Below are 20,094 nucleotides of genomic sequence, written 5' to 3' on the forward strand. Positions count from 1 at the left end.
CCAAGCGCGGCTAACGGACCTGGATGGCGTCCGCGACGACGTAGGTCCCGGCCGTGACCCAGCGGCTCAGTTGGACCTTGTTCCAGCCCGCGGGGAAGCTCCACGTGCCCAGCGTGTTCCACCTGGCGCCGTTGAGCTGCTGGTTCACCTTCACGTTCGCCAACTGCGTGCCCGACGCGTTCACCACGATGAAGGGCGCCGCCGTGGAGCGGTCCGTCGCCGCCGTCCACCACGCATCCACCGACTTCGTGCCCGCCGCCGACAGGTAGAACCAGAACGTCGCCGGCTCCGACACCGCCGCGCCCGGGGACACCAGGTAGCTGCTGCCGTAGTAGCCCGCCACGTTCGTGGACGACGCCCAGCTCGAACCCGTCAGTTGGATGTAGCCCTTCGCCTGGTCGTTGTTCGCGTTGTTGCTGTCCACGACCAGGCCCGTGGGCGTGCCGCCACCCGACGTCCACAGGTACGTCACGTCCACCCAGTCGTTGTTCGTCATCCCCAGGTCCAACCAGAACGTCCCATCCGCCAGGTCGATGCCCGCGGGGTTCGCCGGCCGGCGCCCGAATTGATCCAACCCGCCGTTGAAGCCGTCCTGGTACGCCGCCTGCGACTCCGGCTTGCCCTGCGGCAGGGTCTTCCACATCTCCCGCACGCTGGAGGGATTCCAGTAGTCGTCCTTCGTGTTCCAGGGCCCCACGTCCCAGACGGACGTCGTCGCGCACTTCGCCGTCTTCGAATAGCAGACGCGCACCTGGTACTCGGAGCCTCCGTTGGACGCGAGCCCCCGCCGCGACGGCAGCGCCACGAACCGGTCATTCGTCTTGATGACGTGGCCGTTCGCCGTCGTGCCGCCCACCAATCCCTCACGGGTGGCGTAGACGCGGTAGCTCAAGGGCGCCAGCGCCTGGAGTCCTTCCTCCGTGCCCGTCCCCTCGCGCCAGCCCTCCAGCCCCACCTCCTGCACCACGGGACCCCGGCCGCGCTCGTCCGCCACCAGCGCCAGCCGCACCTGCACCTCCGTGCCGGAGCGGGGCAGCCGGACGGCCTCGCCTTCTGTGGCGGTGCGCCACTCGCTCCAGGCCCCGCCGGGGACGCGTACGCGCACGTCCACCTCCACGGCCGTGCCCGGAGACTGCGTCGCCTGGATGCGCGGACGGAACGTGTCCACGGGTTGCGCCAGCGTGCGCGCCGGGAACGTGAAGAGGCCCGTGAGCCGGTTCAGTCCTTCGGGCCGGCGCATCACCGCGTTCGGTTCGTACAACAGCCCGTCCCGCGTGCTCACGAGCTCGCCCGAGCCCTCGCCGGTGGAGAGTGCCTCCGTCCAACGCTGGGCACCCTCCTCCGCGCGCTGGGCGGCGGGAGCCGGCTCGGCCACCGCGACGCCTTGCGCGAACACCGCGCCCCACATCACCGTCATCAGGGTGGACCGCCACGACGCGCGCATGCCTGGACTCCCGGGAAGGGTAAAAAACGTTTAGACGGATATATTTTAAAGCCCGTCTTTCCCGGTTCTCAAGAGTCGCGAAGCAAAAGCGTGCGTTGGGGCCTTCTGACCCACCGCATCACGGCGTGCGGGGAGGCTCGTCGCAGATCCGAAACTGCGTCGGCATGGTGCATCCCGCGAGGGCACAGTCCGGCGACTTCGCCTCGGCCTTGTCCCTGGCGATGATCTTCTCGAACTCCGCTGTCGTGCCGAGGCAGACGATCCTCGGTTCAACGCCCCCGCAGCAGCCGCAACCGCAGGCGGTGTACGAAGGAGACGCAGGACCAGCCGGTGCGGCGGCGTCCGGAGCCGGTTCGGGGACGGCTGGAGCCGGGGCCTGCGCGGTGGCGGCATCCGGGACAGGCGCGGCGTCCTGTCGCGCGGACGGAGAGGCACACCCCGCGCACAAGGCCAGCATCATCGGGACAAGCATTCGCATGTCCCGGAAGATAGCCGAAAGACTTCCGCTAGCCCGTATACGACTGGATCCAGGGCACATACGTGAACACGTTGCTGAACACGGAGAACGTGTTGCACTGGCTGCTGCCGTGCTCACTCAGAATCCCATACAGCCTCCCGCCCAGGGCCAGGGGACCGCCGTCGTCGCGCTGGCAGACATTCGTGCTGCTGTTGGGAGGCGTCGCGCACAACTGCGCGCTCGGGACATGGCCACTCCCCACCAGCGCCTGGCAGTTCGCCGGGCCCAGAACCCTCAGGCTCGTGTACTTGAGCGCATTGGACGTGGGCCCCGTCTGCGTGGCGCCCCACCCGCTCGCCGTATGCAACCCCTGGGGTGCGGGCGCGGTGGGCAGCGCCAGCGGCTGCACCGCGGCGCTCAGCGCGAAGGGCTGCGCCAGTTGGAGCAATGCCACGTCATGGAGGGGCTCGACGGCGACGTAGGACGGATGAATGACCTTGCGGGACACCGTGCGCACCTGCTCATCGGCCTCCAGCGTGCTCAGCAGCAGGTCCCCCGCGATGACCCGGATGGCGCTGGGAGCGATGCCCTCGACACAATGGGCCGCGGTGACGACCCAGCCGGCCTTCGTGAGCGTCCCGCCACAGGTGAACACGCCCTGCACCATGATGCGGACCTGGTAGGGGAGCTGGTACCGGACCGCGACGGAGCCGCCGATGATCTCCTGCTCCGTGCGCTCCACCGACGGCGAAGCGGGGTCTGACTCCTCCACGGAGCCCCCGCAGCCCAGCAGCCCCACCAGGGAAAGTCCCGCCCACCACGCTCGCCGCGTCATGCGTCCTCCGTGTCGGGCCCGGGGCCCGGAAAGCCGTGAGCCTGCATCGTGCGCCACTCGCGGCGCCAGAAAACCCGGGCACCCACCCCGCCCCATCCCCGGCCGGGAGGCCTGGGTGGGCGCCCGGCACGGCCTCAGAAGCCCGTCCGCACCTTCACGGCATGCCCGTTGTCTTCATAGACATTGCCCGTGGACGTCTGGATGAACGTGCTGTCGAACACCAGCGTGTACGACTCGTCCGGGTTCGCCGGGGACGCGGAGCCCCGGTCGAACCTGTTGCGCAGGAACGTGCCGCCGCCCCCGTTCGCGCCACCGCCGTTGATGCAATACACGCCACCGCCGAACCAGTTGTCCTCGATCTTCATGCCCGCCGAGGGCCCGACGATGGTGTTGATCATCATCGCGGCGATCTGCTTCTTGGGGTTCGGCACCGGCTGCGTGCCCATCACCGGGTCGTGGTAGGCGGAGAAGTTCGAGCCAATCACTTCCAGCCCGATGCCCCCGTGCGACTGGAGCACGTCGTTGTGCGTGCGCGAATCCGTGCCCGGGTGGTTGGGGTCCGGTGAGAAGTGCACCAGGTCGTGGCCGTAGCTGCCCTGGATGGACACGTTGACGGCGGTATTCGCCGTCGCGGGCGCCACGGAGAAGGCATCCACCACGCCGGACACATCCACCCGGTAGGCCGTGTAGTTGCGCATGCCAATGCCGTTCACCCAGTAGGTCGGGTTCGCCGCGCGCACGGTGGTGTATTCGATGCGCGCATTCGTGCCGCCGGTGCCAATCTGGATGATGGAGCCGCCGCCCGTCATCGCGGGCCCGCCGTCCACCACGCAGTTGCTCACCACCGTGTTCGCCGCCTTGATGAACACCCGCCCGTGGACGATGGTGTCCGCCAGCCGCTGCCCGGCCGTGCTCAACGTGACGTCGCCGTTGATGACCTTCGTCGGCCAGGCGCGGATGACGCCCGCGCCCGTGTTCGCCGCCGTCGGCTTCGTCTGGCGCAGCACGAAGGTGTCCGCCGCCTGCTCCTGCGCGGCGGGGGTGACACCTTCGGATTCAGGGGCAACGCCCTCGCCACACGAGAGGAGCAGGAGCGCGGATGAAAGGAACGCGGGAATCGCACGAACAGTCTTCATGCGACGAGAAAACGTGAATCTGCTCTTCCCGTCAATCGAGAAAATCACGCATAGAATGTTTACGCGGACAACCCGCGCCCTCTGTCTACACGTGAGTACACATCTCGCGCCGTCCTACTTTGTACCGAACAGACGGTCTCCGGCGTCGCCCAGGCCCGGCAGGATGTAGCCGTGCGCGTCCAGCTTCTCGTCGATGGCGGCGGTGAAGACATGCACGTCCGGATGGTGTTCGCGCAGGTTCGTCAGCCCCTCCGGACAGGCCAGCAGACACACGAAGCGCAGGCTGCCGGGGCGGCTGCGTTTGACCCGCTGGAGCGCCGCGACCGCGGAGTTGCCCGTGGCGAGCATCGGGTCACACACGATGACGTCCCGGTCCTCCAGGTCGGCGGGCACGCGGTAGTAGTACTCCACCGCGCCCAGCGACTCCGGGTCCCGGTACAGGCCAATGTGGCCCACGCGCGCGGACGGCACCAGTTGCAGGAGGCCGTCCAGGATGCCCTGCCCCGCGCGGAGGATGGGCACCAGCACCAGCTTCTTGCCGTCCAGCGCCCAGCCGGTGGTGCGGGCCATGGGCGTCTGGATCTCCTCCTCGCGCAGCTTCAGGTCGCGCATCGCCTCGTACCCGAGCAGGAGCGAAATCTCCTCCAGCAGCGCCCGGAAGGACGCCGTGCTCGTGTCCGTTTTGCGCATCACCGTCAGCTTGTGCTTCACCAGCGGGTGGTCCACCACCGTGCAGTTCGGGAAGTCCATGGGTTCTCCTCGCGCCGCCCGGGCGTCCCGGACGGCCTGTGGGCCTGCTCAAAAGCGCTTCACGTCGCCGGAACTCGTCAGAACACCGTGCCGTCGCTGCGCACGCGGATGGGTGGAACCCCGCCGGGGCGCAACTCCCCCGCGACCCGCCGTCCCGCCGTCCACGTCCCGCCCTGGAGCACCTTCGCGAGCGGCAGCTCCTCCGCGCTCAACTCCAGACGGCCACGCACCAGCGCCGCCACGCGGTCCAGCAGCGCCACCGTCAACGCGCGCCACTCCACGATGGGCGCGTCACCGGGATCGTACACCTCCGTCAGCATCCTGGGATCCTGCGGCACCAGCACGCCCAGGTCCACGAAGAGCCCGCCGTTGCGGTACTCCGGCAGGCCGGTGAGCGCATCCAGCTCCGTCACCATCACGCCCGCTTCCGCCAGCGGCTCCACCAGCGAGTACGCCAGCCACTGGGACAACTTGTGGAAGGGCACCAGCGCGTCCGCGCTGCCGGGCGGCCCCAGCGCCGGGTGTTCCCACACGTCGCCCAGGTTGACGCCGTCCACCGTCGTGCGGCCCGGCCAGATGGGGCCCAGCACGTCCAGCACCGTGCCCAGCACCTCCGCGGCCCGCACGCTCCGGCGGTGCGCCGCCAGCATGTCGAACATCGACCCCGGACGCGGCAGCACGCGCGACAGCCCCTGCAACAGGTGCAGCCGGCCCTCCACGCCGAACAACGGATTGGACGCCGACACCTGGAAGCCGCGCTCCAGCGACTCGCGCGTCATCCGGCCCAGCGCCTCCGCGTCCGCGCGCAGCGGCCGGTCGGGGTCCGACGAGAAGCCGCCCGCCATGAACATCCGCAGCGACGCGACCGCCAGCCCCTCCGAGCGCACATACGTCGCCCCCCCGCGCTCCTGGTAGCGCCAGGTCGGGCCACTGCCCGCGTCGAGCAGCACGCTCACCACCCCCAGGTCTACCTTCGCCCGGGCACGCTCCTCCGGCGGCAGCGGCGCCAGCTTCGCCTCCAGTTGCGCGAGCCGGGGCACCCCACCCGCGTCGAAGTGCCGCCAGCGGCTGTGCACCGGGATGTCCAGCCGGGGGTACGCCTCGTGCGTCACCGCCAGCACCCGGTCCACCACCACGGGCAGCCGCGAGGGCTCCACCCGGAAGTATTCCAGCCTTCCGGCCAGCCCCAGGTCCAACACCTGGTGACACCGCTCGCGGATGGCCGCCGGGCTGCGCAGCCACGCCACCGTCGGAGACACCTCCTGCACCCGGATCGTGTCAAGCATCGAGGTCCCGTCCCTTCACCTGCGCCAGCGCCCCCGCGTCCGCGACCGGCCCGCGCGTGAAGTAGCCCGCCGCCTTCTTCGCCTCCATCTCCACCCGTGCATCCGCCGGAATCAGTCCGTCCGGAATGGGCACCCGCTCCAGGATTTCAATGCCCGAGCGAACGATGGCGTCGTGCTTCATGTCGCTCATGGACACGAAGCGGTGGATGCGGGTGATGCCCAGCCAGTGCAGCACGTCCGGCATCAACTCCTGGAAGCGCATGTCCTGCACGCCCGCCACGCATTCCGTGCGGTGGAAGTACGTGGCCGCGGAGTCGCCGCCCTCCTGCCGCTTGCGCGCGTTGTAGACCAGGAACTTGGTCACCTCGCCCAGCGCCCGGCCCTCCTTGCGGTGATACACGATGAGCCCCACCCCGCCCTGCTGCGCCGTCCGCACGCACTCTTCAATCCCGTGCACCAGGTACGGGCGACAGGTGCAGATGTCGCTGCCGAACACGTCGGAGCCGTTGCACTCGTCATGCACGCGCGCCGCCAGCGGCACGTCCTTGTCCGCCAGCTTCGCGATGTCGCCAAACACATACAGCGACAGTCCGCCGATGGGCGGCAGGAACACGTGCAGGTCCGGGCGGGTGATGAGCTCCGGGTACATGCCGCCGGTGTGCTCGAAGAGGCCCCGGCGCAGCGCGCCTTCCGTGAGGCCGAAGCGCTCCGCGATGCCGGGCAGGAACCAGACAGGCTCCACCGCGGCCTTCACGACCTTGATGTCGCCATTGGCCGCGACCAGGTCGCCGTCCACCTTGAGGCGTCCGGCGAGCATCGCGTCGCGCACCTCCGGCATGTTGATGTGGGCCCGGGTGACGGCGATGGTGGGCCGGTAGTCCACGCCCTGCTCGGCGTACCCGCGGAACACCTGCGACGCCACCGCGCCCCAGGGGTCCAGCGATACGATGCGCTTGGGGTCGCTCCACGAAGGATACGGGCCCACCTGCGCGGCGGGGGACGTGTTGGTCAGGTCCGCCTTGTGGTCCTGCGGCAGCTTGCCCGCGGACACCGCCAGCGCACGGTAGATGGCGTACGCCCCCGAGTGCGTGCCGATGACGTTGCGATTGCCAGCGTCGGACATGGTGGCCACCACGGGGCCACGCCGCAGCGGCTCCGTCTCGCCCCAGCGCAGGGGGACTCCGGGCGCCTGGAGGTCCGGGTGCGAGGTGAGACGGATGTGATTGACGGGCTTCTTGTCAGCCATTGGGGCGCCCTCCTGTCGGGCGCTGGAAAGTCCTGAAAGGTTTTGGGGAAGCGAAAGGGGTCAGCTCATCCACGAGCCGTCGGAGCGCGCGGACCACTTGCGCGTCACCTTCTTGCGGTGGCTCCAGAAGTCGAGGCTGGACGGCCCGGTGATGTCGCCGTGGCCGAACTTCGACTCGCCCGTGCCGCCGAAGGAGAAGGGCTCACGCGGCACCGGCACGCCCACGTTGACGCCCACCATGCCGGCCTTGGCGCCCTCCACCACCGTCTGCGCCACCGCGCCGTTGGTGGTGAAGATGGAGGCCGCGTTGCCGTACGGGGACGCGTGCTCCACCGCGAGCGCCGCCGACAGCGTGGTCACCCGCACGATGGACAGCACCGGGCCGAACAGCTCCAGCCGCGCGGCCTCCATGTCTGGCCGCACGCCGTCCAGCACCGTGGGCCCCAGCCAGTTTCCGTTCGCGTACAGCTCCCCTGACGGGCGCCGCCCGCGACCGTCCAGGAGCACCAGCGCCCCGTCCGCCTTCGCCTTGGCGATGGCCGTCTCCAACCGGTCCACCGCGCCCCGGTCGATGAGCGCGCCCATGCCCGGGCCGGGCTCCAGCCGCGCGGCGCGCCGGACGATGTCCTCCACCAGCGGCTGCACGTTGCCCACCGCGAGCATCACGCTGGCGGCCATGCAGCGCTGGCCCGCGCAGCCGGTGAACGAGTCCACCACCGCCTGCGGCGTCAGGTCCGGATCCGCGTCCGGCACGACGATGAGGTGGTTCTTCGCGCCGCCCAGCGCCAGCACGCGCTTGCCGTGGCGACAACCTTCCGCGTACAGGTGCCGCGCCACCGGGGTGGAGCCCACGAAGGCAATCGCCTTCACGTCCGGGTGCTCCACGAGCGCGTCCACCGCGGGCTTCCCGCCGTGCACGATGGAGAAGACCCCCGGTGGGTAGCCCGCCGCCACCATCAGCTCGCCCAGCGCGCAGGCGGTGAGCGGCACCTTCTCCGAAGGCTTGAGGATGAAGGCGTTGCCCAGCGTGACGGCGATGGGGAACAGCCACAGGGGCACCATCGCCGGGAAGTTGAACGGCGTGATGCCGGCGACGACGCCCAGGGGCTCGCGGCGGTATTCGCAGGTGACGCCCCGGCTCACCTCCAGGTGCGCGCCGCTGTCCAACTGCTGGAGCGACAGGGCGAAATCACAGACCTCCAGGCCCTTGAGCAGGCCCGCGCGCCCCTCCGCCACCGTCTTGCCGGACTCGCTCGCGGCCAGGTGCGCCAGCCGCTCCAGGTGCCGCTCCAGGAGCCCCCGGAAGGCCAGGAGGCACTGGGTGCGCTCGCGCAGCGGTGTCAGGCCCCAGTCGTGCGCGGCGACCTTCGCGGCCTCCACCGCCTGGGCGACGCCGGACGCGGTCGTCAGCGGTACACGGCCGATGAGCGCTCCCGTGTAGGGACTGCGCACATCCTGCGCCTGGGCCTCGGTGGGAGCCTGCCATTCCCCGCCCACGAGGTTACGACAAGAGACAACGCTCTCGGGAAACCGAACCAAGGACACGCGCACCCCCCCGGTGTTGCGTGACGAATTGGCGGCAATGGTAGACGCAAGTCGATGACGAACGGCAAGCCGGGGGGACACGACGGTGTCCTCGCCTGATCGGAAGCGATGGATCTCCGAATGTTGGCGTGTCGCAAACCCGACCGATGCGCGGGCGGGTGTTCAGCGGGAGGGGGTGCGCCAACGTGCGCGCCGCGCCTCGTCAGGCCTGGGCGAGCATCCGCTGGTGGCGCTCGGACAGGCTGGCCGTGTCGATGCTGCCGCGCAGCTCCGCGATGGCGGTGGCGTCTTCCGTGTCCGGGTTGAGGCCCAGCGACATGGCCTCCAGGAACAGCTCCAGCGACAGGAGGAAGCGCGAGTCGGCGGTGAGGGGGTCTCCCTGTTCGAGCATCAACTCGCCGTCTTCGCGCACCAGCTTCGCGAGCATCCGCACGCGGGCCCAGGTGCCGAGCAACCGCGAGGTGGACTCGGCGTCCGCCAGGATGAGCGTGCCGTACTCCATCCCCAGCACGTCGAGCGACGTCTCCCGGATGAGGGTGCGCGCGTCCCCATACCGCTTCTCCTTCCGGGCCCGGAGGATGCTGGCGATGGCCGCGACGAACTGCTCGACGGCCCGCTCGATGAGGTCCTTACGGAGGGACATGGGCTCTGGAGGCTAAGCGCGTCCGGGAGGGCACGCACCTTTCCCACCGACAACGGGGTGACTTGTTACATGTAACCCAGGGGGTTTCCTGTTTTCAGCGCCTGGGCGTGAGGACGAGGAAGCCACTGAACACACCGTCGGTGCGCGCGTTGCTTCCCTGGAGGACGGGCGGGTGGAAGGTCTTGAGGGGTTGGCCGCTGGCGTCCTGTCGGAGGAGCCGCGGGTCCACGCGCGACAGGTCCGCGGAGACGATGTCGAACCGGGCCCCCGCGTATTCGATGACCCGGGTCTCCAGGAGGGATGACGCGGGCGCGGGACTGGAACGGGCCTGGCAGGCGGTGAGCCCCACCGCGAGCAGGAGCGACACGAGAAACAACGAGGCACCTGCGGGCTTCATGGGATGCGGCCTCCCGGTGCGTCGCATTCTTCCTGATTCAACAACCCGACCGGCGGACCGGCTCCGTATCCATTCCAGGCACGCTTCCCCGTGACCCACGGGTGATGCACCCGCGTGCCGCCGTCCATCATCGGGAGAGACACCGTGGGAGCGCATTTCGCGCGGGCACAACTGCGTCCGTCATCCGAGGCACCGGGGCTGGAATGGGATGCCAGCGCCTCGCCCCCGCCCATCCTGGACGCTATCACCGACCCGGAGCGCATCCGCCGCATCCTCGCCACCGCATCGGCCCTGCGCTCCCCTGCCCTGCTGCGCCGGGGGACCCTGTTGACGCCACTGCGGCTCGAACGGCTGGAGGCGGACGCCGGGCGCCTGCATTGGACATGCGCCGCGCCGGACACGGGTCCCTGCGATGTCGAGTTCCAGGGCCAGGGCTGCATGTATCGGATGCATGTGACGGAGGGGCCGCACGAGGCGGGCGCGTGGGTGACACCGCTGCCCTCGCGAATCATCCAGGTGCGGCGCCGGGCCTGGCGGCGTGCGCCCGCCCCCGGGTCCCTGCGCGTGCGGTTGCCCCTGCCCGGGTGGCTCGGGCGCGAACGCGCGGCGGTGGACGTGTCCCTGTGCGGCCTGTCGCTGAAGCTGGCTCCCAGCGAGCGCCTCTCCGTGGGACGGGTGCTCGAGCCCATCGAACTGCTCACGGAAGGCGGGCAGCGTCTGTCATTGCGCGGAGAGGTGCGCCATGTGTCGGACGGCACCGACGGGACCCTCCATTGCGGCCTCCGGGTGACGCCGCTGTCCCTTGAGGACGCGGAGCATTGGCGGGCCCTGGTGACCCGAGCACTCCATCCAACGACGCGGGTCGATGGGGCGCTGGTGGAGGAGCAGTGGCGGCTGTTCAGCGACTCCGGCTACTTCGACCTGGGCGGCCGGTCCCCTGGGTGGTTCGAGGCGCGGCGGGAGAGCTTCGTGGCCCTGGGACAGCGCGTCGCGGGCCTGGAAGCCGTCCTCTCCGAGGTGGTGTGGCCGTCGGAGCGCGGGGTGGAGGCGGCGCTCTCCATCATGAAGCCCTACCGCTCGCTGTGGATGGTGCACCAGTTGGCCCGGCGTCAGGACGGTGCGCGGTACGAGCGCGTCCGGGGACAGATGTTGCGCGATGTCTACGTGCGCGCCGTGGAGCATGCGCAGGCGGACAGCGGCTTCCGGTGGCTCGCGTCGTACATCGAATCGACGGTGCCGTTCACCCACCGCGTGCATGTCGGCTTCGCCGAACGGATGGCCGGTACGGGGCGGACCTGCCTGCTTCCGATGCGGATGATCGACGTCGAGTGCGCGCCTCACAGCGCCCGGGAGGACTCCGGGCTGGAGCTGGGTCCCGCGACGGAAGCCGAGCGCGGACGGCTCGTGGAGGAGGTCGCCCTCACCCGGCCCGCCTGCTACGCCGAAGCGCTGGACCTCCGGCCGGAGACACTGGACCTGGAGGACGCGGCGCGGCCGTGGCTCGCCCGGGGGCTGGAGCGCGAACGGCACCTGCTGGTCGCTCGGGAGGGAACGACGCCCCTGGCGGTGGCTGTGCTGGAGGTCGGGCCTCCGGGGACGAACCCCTTCCGCCTGTTGGACTCCGCGCGCCTGTTTCCACTGTCCGCTCGCGGGAGGCAGGCCTACCCCGCGCTGCTGGACGAAGCGCGTCGGTGGTTCGCGCAACGGGGCCGCGACGGCTTCACGTTCCTGGCCGAAGCGCCCGGGGATGTCGAAGCGGCGGGCCTGCACGACGACGCCCCCGAAGCGAAGCCCTACCTCTGGATCATCCCCGCCGACCTCGCTCCCGAGTTCCTGGAGCACCTCCACGAGCAGACGGCGCCCCGTCCGCTCCACATCCCCGAGAAGGAGTTGTCATGAGCCTGATGCAGACGCAGTACCTGCCGCACGTGCAGCAGACCCGAGCCCGCCTGGAGACCGACCCCGTGGTGCGCGCGCTGCTGGATCCGGCCATCGCCCCCGGGGTGATGGAGCGTTTCCTCATCGAATGGTCCGCCCGGGGCGCCTACATGACCGAACCCGTGGACGGGTGGATCCGTGGCGCGGGCGAGCGCTGCATCGCGCTGGGGCAGGAGAAGGTCGGCCGGCAGCTCATCACCCACGCGAAGCACGAGGCCGGCCATCACCTGATGACCATCCAGGATGCTCGGGTGCTGGTGGACACGTGGAACAAGCGCCACGCGGACGTGCTGAACGCGGACGCGCTGGTCGCGCAGGAGCCCACGGAGGCCATGCGCGAATATCGCCAGGTGCACGACGAAGCCATCACCGGCGACCTGCCGTTGGGTCAGGCGGCCATCGAGTACGAGGTGGGCTATCTGGCCGTCGTGCTGGTGCCGCGCATCCTGGCGAACGTGCGCGCGGTGCTCGGGCAGCGGACGTTGGACACGCTCACGTTCCTGCGGGAGCACGCGGAGGTGGACGTGGGCCACACCGCGCTCAACGAACGGATGATGGAGGACCTGCTGCGCACGCATCCCGACGAAGGCCCTCGGCTGGCGGCGTACGGCACGCGCGGGCTGGACTGCTACCTGCGCTTCCTGGGCGACTGCATGCGCGCGGCCCAGGACACCGGCAGCGTCGCCGCCGCGGCCTGAGCCGGCCTGGAGTCACGGAGCCGGGTGCAGCGGCTTCCGTGACTGCCAGTGCTCACGCAGTGCTGGCACGGAGACCAGCTCCCGCTCCGGATAACGCAGCGCCGTCAGCTTGCCGCCGAACACGCAACCGGTGTCCAGGCAGACGGTGTTGTGGACCCACTCGGCCTCCGGCACCGAGGTGTGGCCGTACACCACCACCGCGCTCCCCCGGTACTGCTCCGCCCAGTCGGCCCGCACCGGCAGGCCATACGCATCCGCTTCGCCCGTCGTCTCGCCGTAGAGCGCGAAGTCGCGCATCTCCGTGGAGTCGCGCCCGTGCATCGACTCCTTCAGGCCCGCGTGCGCCACCACCAGCCGGCCGTCATCCAGGACGTAGTGCGGCGAGCGGGCTTCGATGAAGTCCGCCACCGCCCCTGAGAATTCCGGCGGCTCGCGCTCCAACTGCTCCAGCGTCATCGCAAGCCCGCGCGCGACCCGCACGTCCTTGCCCCGCAGCTTCTTGAGCAGCTTGATTTCATGGTTGCCCGGCACGCACAGCGCCGTGCCTGCCTCCACCATGCCCATCACCAGACGCAGCACCTCCGTCACGCCGGGCCCCCGGTCGATGAGGTCGCCCAGGAACACCACCTTGCGCCCCGCCGGCACGCCCACGTCGAAGCCGCGAGCACCGTCCGCGCGCGGAGCGACCGCGTAGCCCAGCTTCGTCAGCAGCGCCTTCAGCTCCTCGAAACACCCGTGGATGTCTCCGATGATGTCGAACGGTCCGTGTTCATCCTGGCGGTGGCTGGGCACGCGCTGCCGTTCGAACTCCACCGCGTCCACCGCCTCCGGCGTGAGCACGTGGATGTGTTTGAAGCCCTCCTTCGGCAGGCTCCGCAGGGCGTTCTGCAGTTGCTGCACCTGGTTGCGCAGCCCACGCGCGCTGGTGCCGGGACGCAAGCGATTGCGCTCCAGCAGGAGCGCCTCCGGCAGGTCCAGCACCACCGCCACCAGGGGCACGTGATGCTCGCGCGCCAGCGCCATCCAGCGCTTGCGCGACTCGGCGCTCAGAGGAACGCCGTCGATGACGGTGAACGCCCCGCGCGCCAGCCTCGCGGCCACGTCGGCGTGCAGGGTGGCCTCTGGAGACGTGCTGCCGCTGGATTCCGACAGCACGTCCGTGGGTGGGAAGTGCCGGCTTGCGAGCGTGGAGCGGCCAGAGCCGGAGGGACCGATGAGCAGCACGAGGGACTGCCCGGGGAGTTGGAGCTTCATGGCTTGAACACCGACGTGAGGGTCGGCGTACCGACCGGCGCCCCTTCCGGGGCAGGACGCACGCGGACACTCCCGCGCGCGACCCCGACCGGCGCCCGGGTCACGCGAAGGTTCGCGGACCCTCCGGTTCCGGACGGGATGAGCCCCCTACGTGCGGATGCGCTCCCTCCTGACACGCGTCACTTCAAAGGCAGGACGAAGGCTTCCAGGTACACCTCCGGACGATCGATGTCGCCCGACGGCGTGCGCTGGTAGCCCCGGCGCTCGTACATGCGCGCCACGCCCGTCGCGCCCCGGCGCACGTGCAGCGTGATGGCATCCACGCCCCAGCGCCTCGCGAGGACCTCCGTCTCCGCCAGCAGCGGCTGCGCCAGGCCCTGCCCGTGGAAGCGCACCGACGTGGCCAGCGCCCGCAGGTCCGCCGTGCGAGGCAGCCAGGATTCGGAACCCGGCGAACCCGGCGGGTACAGGGCCACCGTGCCCACGACCTCGCCGTCCAGCTCCGCCACCAGGAGGGTGCATTCCTTGCGGCGTGAGGCCACGTCGCGCAGGAAGGCCTTGCGCTCCTCGGAGTAGACGACCTCCGGCAGCTTCTTCGAGTACTGCGTGATGAAGGCTTCCACCAGCAGCTCGCCAATCGCCCCGTCATCCGCGGGGCGAACCTCGCGGATGAGGATCCGCGCCACCAGGTCCGTGCTCATGCGTCGCCCCCTAGCACGCTGACTGCCAGGGGGGACAGCGCTGTCACGCCCTCATGCGCCGGGCGGACGGCCTAGCACTCGTTGAGGTACTGCCGGAAGGCCGACGTCCTGCCCCAGCTCTCCCACGAGCCGCAGTAACAACCCCGGCCACCAATCTGCTGCGAATACGTCCCGTCGCTGAAGTACATGATCAGATTGTCCGGGCTGCTCGCACAGTCGGGAATCGCTGCCTCCTGCGTGGCCAGCTCAGGCGCCTCCTCCTGCTCCATCGCGGGACCACAGCCCACCATCAGCGCCGTTGCCAACACACCACCGAGAATGCTCGCTCGCATGTGACCTCCGTCAGGGTTGCGCCGCAAACCCTAACAAAGGCGAGCCTTCCTTGGAATACGTGACACCCCTGGGGTGAACCCGGGGCTCAAACCTTCTGGTATGGCAGCTCGACCGTGAAGGTGGCCCCGCTGCCGGGCTCACTCTCGACGCGAAGGATGCCACCGTGGGCTTCGACCACCTGTCTGGCAACCCAGAGCCCCAGCCCCAATCCGCCATAGCTGCTCGTCGGCACCGCGCGCTCGAACGGGTCGAAGATGCGGGCCTGCGCATCGAGGGGAACCCCGATGCCGTGGTCCTGGAGCACGAGCCTTGCCCGGTCCCTGGATGCCTTCACCACCACCTCCACGGGCTTGCCCGCCCCGTATTTGAGGGCGTTGGAGAGCAGGTTCGTCATCACCTGCTCAAGCCGTGACCGGTCCCACTGGCCCCACACCGGCTGCTCGACGAGCACCCGGAGCTGGCAGCCCGACCGGGTCACCGCTTCGGCGGAGCGCTCCACCACGTCGAGCACGACGGCCGCCAGGTCGCACTCCCCTACCTGGATCGCGAGCCGCCCCGCGCGGATGCGGACGACATCCAGGAGATTCTCCGTGAGCGTGCCGAGCCGCTGCGTCTGCTGCCGTGCTCGCTCCACCCGCTCCCGCACCCGCTCGTCGCCCACCTCCCGCGCCAGACGCGTGAGGGAGTGGAGCTGGAGCTGGAGGGTCGTCAGGGGGGTGCGCAGCTCGTGCCCGGCGACGGACAGGAAGTCATCGCGCAGCCGCACCGCCACCAACAGCTCCTTCTCGATGCGCTTGCGGTGTTCAATCTCCGTTTCGAGCATCTTGGAGCGTTGCTGAAGGACAGCGACTTCGCGCAGGCGCAGCTCATCCGCGAGGACCTGCGAATAGGCCTCGGTGGGACTGACGTGGGCATGCGCGCCGCAGACCTCGTGGAACACCCGCGCATCCTCCTGCGTCTGGAACCCTCCCAACGCATAGGCGCAGAGCAGGCCAAAGGGGTGCGACTTGCCAAGCTCGTTCCACTGCTCCTCCAACAGGAGCGCGGCCTGGGGATTTTGATCCTTCAGGAGCAGGTCCACCATTTCACCGAAGGCGCGCACCCTCCGCCCGCCAGCGGTGTGATGGCTCCTGTCGAGCACCTCTCCGATGACCTGCTGGAAGCGACTCCAGTCTGGCAGTCCATCGACCATGAACCTTGAGAGGGTTTCCCTGGCATCGAGCAGGACGAGCCGCCCGTCTTCCAGGGCGCGTTCCACGTTGACGCCCAGGGCCATCAGCCGCGCCGTGAAGCCTTTCGCGTGGGCCTCCGAAGCGATGACGACAGCGGGTTCACCCTCCTGGAAACCGGCGTCCAGGAACTTCGCGACCACGTCGAAAAGGAACGACGGGTCCTCGTAGAATTGGACGCGGTGGTCACTGTCTCCCGACGGATGCTGGCGTTGCGCCGTACCTCCTCCGTGGGCTGAGCTCATGGGGCATCATACGGTCGACGAAGGAATCCGCATCCGTCCCGCCCTGGGGTTGCATCCCTGGCGGCATCGCTCGCGACCTTCGTGCCAGGGACACGTCATGTTCTCCACGCTTGGAATGATGGCTTTCAGCCAGGGCGCTGACACACCTTTTTCCGAGCCCGCTCCCGCCGCGCGCCCGCGAGCGCCCAGGCCGCGAACAGCAGACTCCCCGCCACCGCGGCGGATCCGCCTCCGCCCGTGGTGCAGCCACCCGTCGGCGCTCCCGCCTCCGCGTCTTCACCCGGCCTGACCGTGGGCGTCTCCGCCGGAGGCCCCTCCGCGACGTCTTCCGGTGGCGTGCCCGCATCCGTGGGGTCCGTGGGACTTCCTGCGTCCGGCGGCGTGCCCGCGTCGGGGGCGGGTTCCGCTCCGGCGGTCAGCTCCTGATGGCGCTGGATGAGCCGCAGCCGCGCCGCATCGAACGCGGCACCGTCGTCCGGCACACGCGACGCGGCCGGAATCAGCTCCCGCGCCACCTTGCGCGCGAAGCCGGGGTCTCCCGCGTCGCTCACCGCCTTGAGCCACTCGTAGTCCTGCATGCCCTGGCGGATGAGCTTCAGGCGCAGGGACGCCACCGGCACGTCCGTCGTGCCGCCAATCGCAGCCGGCGTGCCCGGATAGAAGAGCGTCCCATCCCCATTGCCATTGAAGCGGTACTGGTCCGTCCACGCCGTGGAGAGCATGCCCACCGACTGGTAGTAGAGTTCCCCCGTCGCGCCCTCCAGGAACGTCACCCACTCCATCGCGCGAGCCTTCGCCGACGAGCGGTCCAGCATGTACGACGGCCACCCCGCGCCCGGCTTGTTCTCCGGCGCGTTGGTCCCATACGCACAGCCGTGGCTCATGCAGCTCTGATACATCCACAACGCCGTACCCGGACGCTTCAGGAAGTCCGTGTACGTGTCGCGCTGGTCTCCCCGGAAGGTGCCCTCCGTGCCGTCCAGGTGGTTCACCAGCGGCACCACCGAGTCCACCAGGCCCTCCAGGTCGTGGTTGCCCATCTCGTGCGAGTTCGTCGTCAGCAGCGTGCGCAATCCGGGCGCCGCCTGCCGCACCAGCTCCGCCGTCGCGTGCACCTGCTCGAAGCTCGTGCCGTAGGGGGGTTCGTCGCCCAGTTGCACATAGGCCCGGTCCAACCAGCCCTTCGCCTTCATGTGCGCGGTGAAGTCCCTCAGGTTCTGCGCGTCGAGTGGCCCCACGTACTCCAGGCTCGTCATCCGCGCGCCGGGCAGGCGCGTGGGCGCGGTGCCGTCCAGGTACGGGCCCCACGTCGCGTCGAAGTCGCTCCACGCGGGCGGCCACGGCTTGCGAGGAAAGAGGCTGGACAGCGTGAAGCGGTGCTCCAACGCCATGCGCTGGTAGCGCGCGAGCAGCGGCTGCAATTCCTGCGGCGTGCAGTCCTCCCGGCCCGTGTGCGCGCGGCACACGTGCGGCGGCCACAGCAGGAACGCCGACGGCAGCGAGGACGTGCTCGGCAACGTCGCGTCCACCACCGTGAGCCTCGCCGTCACCTGCCGCTGGAAGCCTCCGGCCGCCTCCACCGTCACCGTGCCGGTGTAGTCCCCGGGGGGCGCGTCCTTCGGCACGTGCACGTCCACCCAGACGGCGCGCGCCTCGCCCGCGGGCACGTCGAAGGGGAACGCCGTGCGCTGCTCCCCGGCGACCTCGTCCGTGTCCGGCACCAGTCCGTCCGGCCACCGGCCCACCGGCTCTCCCGCCACGGAGGCCTTCTTCGTGGTGACGAGCGCCTCGCGGTACAGCGTCACGTCCGGCCCTTGCAGCTTCGTGGGGCCCTCCAACGACGGCAGTCGGGCGCGTACGCCCTGGAGGCCCGAGTCCCCGCCGTGCAGCGCCACCTGGAAGGAGACGAACTCATTGCGCGCCGCGGTGAGGCGCACCTCGGTGGCGCTCCGGGCGGCGCTCTCCGGCCGCACCTTCACCATCAGCCCCTCGCCCCACACGGCGGGACTGGCCGCGAAGGCCGGCAGGGCCACGGACAGCGACAGCAGGGCGAGGCGCAGGGGTCGAATCGAAGGCATGAAGGAAGAAACGCGTCCTGGCCCTCGCCCGCTTCCCGCGCGGAGCGCTCCTGTCAGCCGGGCGGGCGGGCAGGCGGGCAGCGGGCCCTGCTCCTCCACGACGTGGGACGCGCGGACCGTGGCCCTTCGCGTTCGCGGCGCACGGTCCGACCTACAGGAAATCGCCGATGATGCTGGGGAGCTGTTCGCCCAGCTTCTGAAGCAGGCCCCGGTTCTTCCAGCCCTTCCAGTGGATCTCCCGGGAATGGGTGAGGTCCTGCTCGAAGGCGGCCCCCAGCTCCTTCGCCAGCTCCGGGTCCTCCACCATCAGGGAGCCTTCCTCGGTGTGGTTGAGCGCCAGCGGATCCATGTTGGTGGACCCCACGATGCCCAGCGTGTCGTCCGCGAGCAGCATCTTGGAGTGCATCATGGAGACTTCGTACTCCCAGATGCGCACCCCCGCCTCCAGCAGCCGCGCATAGGACGCGCGCTGCGCCGTGAGCACGGGCTTCACGTCGTGGTGGCGGCCGGGCACCAGCACGCGCACGTCCACGCCCTGGCGCGCCTTCTCGATGAGCATGTCGCTCAGGGCTTCGGGCGGGATGAAGTACGAGTTGGCGATCCACAGCCGGTGCTTCGCCGACGCGATGGACAGCGCCCACATCTTGGACGCCTCCGACAGGAAGCGGTGGCTGGTGCTCGCCACGAAACACGCGTGGGCTTCACCCGCTGGAGGAAGCGGCGGGAAGGACTCCGGCGGCAGGAAGTCACCACCGGACTCCTGCCAGTTCTCCGCGAAGGCCACCTGCATGCCGCGCACGGCGGGCCCGCGCACGCGCACGTTGGTGTCGCGCCAGGTCTCCGCCCCGTCGCCGTTGCCCAGCCAACTGCGCCAGATGCCGAAGCCGCCGGTCAGCCCGACCTCGCCGTCGCGGATCACCATCTTGCGGTGCATGCGCGCGCGGATGCGCACCGCGTCCAGGGAGCCCACCGCGCCCTGGAATGGACGGTAGATGCGCACATCACAGCCGGCGTCCGCGAGCACGGGGGACACGACCTCGAAGTTCACGCTGCCCAGCGGATCCACGAGCACGCGGCACTGCACGCCGGGTGCGCGCTCGCGCAGCGCGATGAGCAGCCGGTCCGACGGGATGCCCGGACGCCAGATGTAGCTGGCGATGTGGATGCTGGAGCGGGCGGCGCGGATCTCCTCCACCATGACGTCGAAGACCCGGCCGTTCTGCACCAGCTCCACGCCGTTGCCCGGCTCCAGCGGCATCCCGAGCGTCTGGGTGATGGCGACGGAGCGAGCCACCGGGTCCTCCGGCAACGCGCGCAGACGCAGGTCATGTCGGTGGTTGGGATACGAACACCCCGCGGCGAGCAGGGCAATCAAGATGGGCCAGGCCAACCGCACGGTCCGGAAGCTAGGGCAGCCCCCTCCAAGACGCACCCACCGCGTGCGCGGGAGTCGAGGAAGCATCGGGATGGGCGCGGGCACCGTCCACCCGCTGACGGTTGCACCGGGTGTCTCAAGAGGCAGGTGGTGTCGGGCGCGCCGCATGCGCACTGCTGGGAGCGGTATCGGACAGCGGCCCGCGGAGGATGGACACGGACATGGAGCGACGGAGGAAGGGGCCGGCCTGGGACCGGGGAGTCCAGGCGCTCCTGTTGGGATGTCTGCTGGGGGCGCCGGTCGCGCTCGCGTCGCAACAGGCGCCAGAGGTGCGTCCCGCGCAGGCCGAGCCACCCGGGCTTCCCGCACCGACACAGGCAGCGCCCACGCCTGACGCAGGCCACGCGCCCGCATCGCCTGGAGCGCCGCCGACGTCCGGGACGCGCACACCCGACGCATCCGCGACACACGCCGAGCCGCCCGCCTCCGCCGCCGAGCCCCCAC

The 20,094-nt window shown here is 70.0% G+C and carries 17 protein-coding genes; 2 read left to right on the top strand and 15 right to left on the bottom strand.

What is annotated here, in order from left to right; all coding sequences use genetic code 11:
* Positions 1-10: 10 nt before the first annotated feature.
* The 9 genes from D7V88_RS07395 to D7V88_RS07435 form a co-directional block, all read right to left on the bottom strand.
* Positions 11-1,444 carry a DUF8814 domain-containing protein gene (locus D7V88_RS07395; RefSeq protein ID WP_120539897.1) on the bottom strand — a complete coding sequence of 478 codons (1,434 nt, stop codon included), beginning with the start codon at positions 1,442-1,444 and terminating at the stop codon, positions 11-13.
* A 506-nt stretch (positions 1,445-1,950) separates the two neighbouring features.
* Positions 1,951-2,736: a serine protease gene (locus D7V88_RS07400; RefSeq protein WP_158625024.1), complete on the bottom strand. Its 786-nt coding sequence runs from the start codon at positions 2,734-2,736 to the stop codon at positions 1,951-1,953.
* 134 nt (positions 2,737-2,870) lie between these two features.
* Positions 2,871-3,872, bottom strand: a complete 1,002-nt coding sequence (locus tag D7V88_RS07405) for a hypothetical protein (protein ID WP_120539899.1) — start codon at positions 3,870-3,872, stop codon at positions 2,871-2,873.
* A 114-nt stretch (positions 3,873-3,986) separates the two neighbouring features.
* Positions 3,987-4,622 carry a uracil phosphoribosyltransferase gene (gene upp, locus D7V88_RS07410; RefSeq protein WP_120539900.1) on the bottom strand — a complete coding sequence of 212 codons (636 nt, stop codon included), beginning with the start codon at positions 4,620-4,622 and terminating at the stop codon, positions 3,987-3,989.
* A gap of 77 nt (positions 4,623-4,699) precedes the next feature.
* Positions 4,700-5,908, bottom strand: coding sequence for a URC4/urg3 family protein (locus D7V88_RS07415; protein WP_120539901.1), 1,209 nt, complete (start codon positions 5,906-5,908; stop codon positions 4,700-4,702).
* Positions 5,901-7,154, bottom strand: coding sequence for a GTP cyclohydrolase II (locus D7V88_RS07420; RefSeq protein WP_120539902.1), 1,254 nt, complete (start codon positions 7,152-7,154; stop codon positions 5,901-5,903). Before D7V88_RS07420 ends, D7V88_RS07415 begins: the two co-directional genes overlap by 8 nt.
* 60 nt (positions 7,155-7,214) lie before the next feature.
* Positions 7,215-8,699: a CoA-acylating methylmalonate-semialdehyde dehydrogenase gene (locus D7V88_RS07425; RefSeq protein ID WP_120539919.1), complete on the bottom strand. Its 1,485-nt coding sequence runs from the start codon at positions 8,697-8,699 to the stop codon at positions 7,215-7,217.
* A gap of 202 nt (positions 8,700-8,901) precedes the next feature.
* Positions 8,902-9,342, bottom strand: a complete 441-nt coding sequence (locus D7V88_RS07430; RefSeq protein WP_120539903.1) for a hypothetical protein — start codon at positions 9,340-9,342, stop codon at positions 8,902-8,904.
* Positions 9,343-9,436: 94 nt separating this feature from the next.
* A complete protein-coding gene (locus D7V88_RS07435; protein WP_120539904.1) occupies positions 9,437-9,739 on the bottom strand; it encodes a hypothetical protein in 303 nt (100 codons plus the stop codon).
* Positions 9,740-9,883: 144 nt separating this feature from the next.
* On the opposite strand from D7V88_RS07435, the gene D7V88_RS07440 reads away from it, so the two are divergent.
* Both D7V88_RS07440 and D7V88_RS07445 read left to right on the top strand, forming a co-directional pair.
* Positions 9,884-11,638: a PilZ domain-containing protein gene (locus tag D7V88_RS07440; protein WP_120539905.1), complete on the top strand. Its 1,755-nt coding sequence runs from the start codon at positions 9,884-9,886 to the stop codon at positions 11,636-11,638.
* Positions 11,635-12,375, top strand: coding sequence for a hypothetical protein (locus D7V88_RS07445; RefSeq protein WP_120539906.1), 741 nt, complete (start codon positions 11,635-11,637; stop codon positions 12,373-12,375). Before D7V88_RS07440 ends, D7V88_RS07445 begins: the two co-directional genes overlap by 4 nt.
* Before the next feature lie 12 nt (positions 12,376-12,387).
* Here D7V88_RS07445 and D7V88_RS07450 read toward each other — a convergent pair whose 3' ends face one another.
* The 6 genes from D7V88_RS07450 to D7V88_RS07475 all read right to left on the bottom strand — a co-directional run bounded on the left by D7V88_RS07450 (position 12,388) and on the right by D7V88_RS07475 (position 19,611).
* A complete protein-coding gene (locus D7V88_RS07450; protein ID WP_120539907.1) occupies positions 12,388-13,629 on the bottom strand; it encodes an AAA family ATPase in 1,242 nt (413 codons plus the stop codon).
* Positions 13,630-13,808: 179 nt separating this feature from the next.
* Positions 13,809-14,330, bottom strand: a complete 522-nt coding sequence (locus D7V88_RS07455) for a GNAT family N-acetyltransferase (RefSeq protein ID WP_120539908.1) — start codon at positions 14,328-14,330, stop codon at positions 13,809-13,811.
* A 71-nt stretch (positions 14,331-14,401) separates the two neighbouring features.
* Positions 14,402-14,662: a hypothetical protein gene (locus tag D7V88_RS07460; protein WP_120539909.1), complete on the bottom strand. Its 261-nt coding sequence runs from the start codon at positions 14,660-14,662 to the stop codon at positions 14,402-14,404.
* Positions 14,663-14,748: 86 nt separating this feature from the next.
* Positions 14,749-16,137, bottom strand: coding sequence for an ATP-binding protein (locus D7V88_RS07465; protein WP_120539910.1), 1,389 nt, complete (start codon positions 16,135-16,137; stop codon positions 14,749-14,751).
* A gap of 125 nt (positions 16,138-16,262) precedes the next feature.
* Complete coding sequence (locus D7V88_RS07470; protein WP_120539911.1) at positions 16,263-18,215, bottom strand: DUF4091 domain-containing protein; 1,953 nt, start codon at positions 18,213-18,215, stop codon at positions 16,263-16,265.
* Positions 18,216-18,366: 151 nt separating this feature from the next.
* Positions 18,367-19,611 carry a phospholipase D-like domain-containing protein gene (locus tag D7V88_RS07475; protein WP_120539912.1) on the bottom strand — a complete coding sequence of 415 codons (1,245 nt, stop codon included), beginning with the start codon at positions 19,609-19,611 and terminating at the stop codon, positions 18,367-18,369.
* Between the last annotated feature and the right edge of the window lie 483 nt (positions 19,612-20,094).

The organism is Corallococcus terminator (assembly GCF_003611635.1).
GTDB classification, from domain to species: Bacteria; Myxococcota; Myxococcia; order Myxococcales; family Myxococcaceae; genus Corallococcus; species Corallococcus terminator.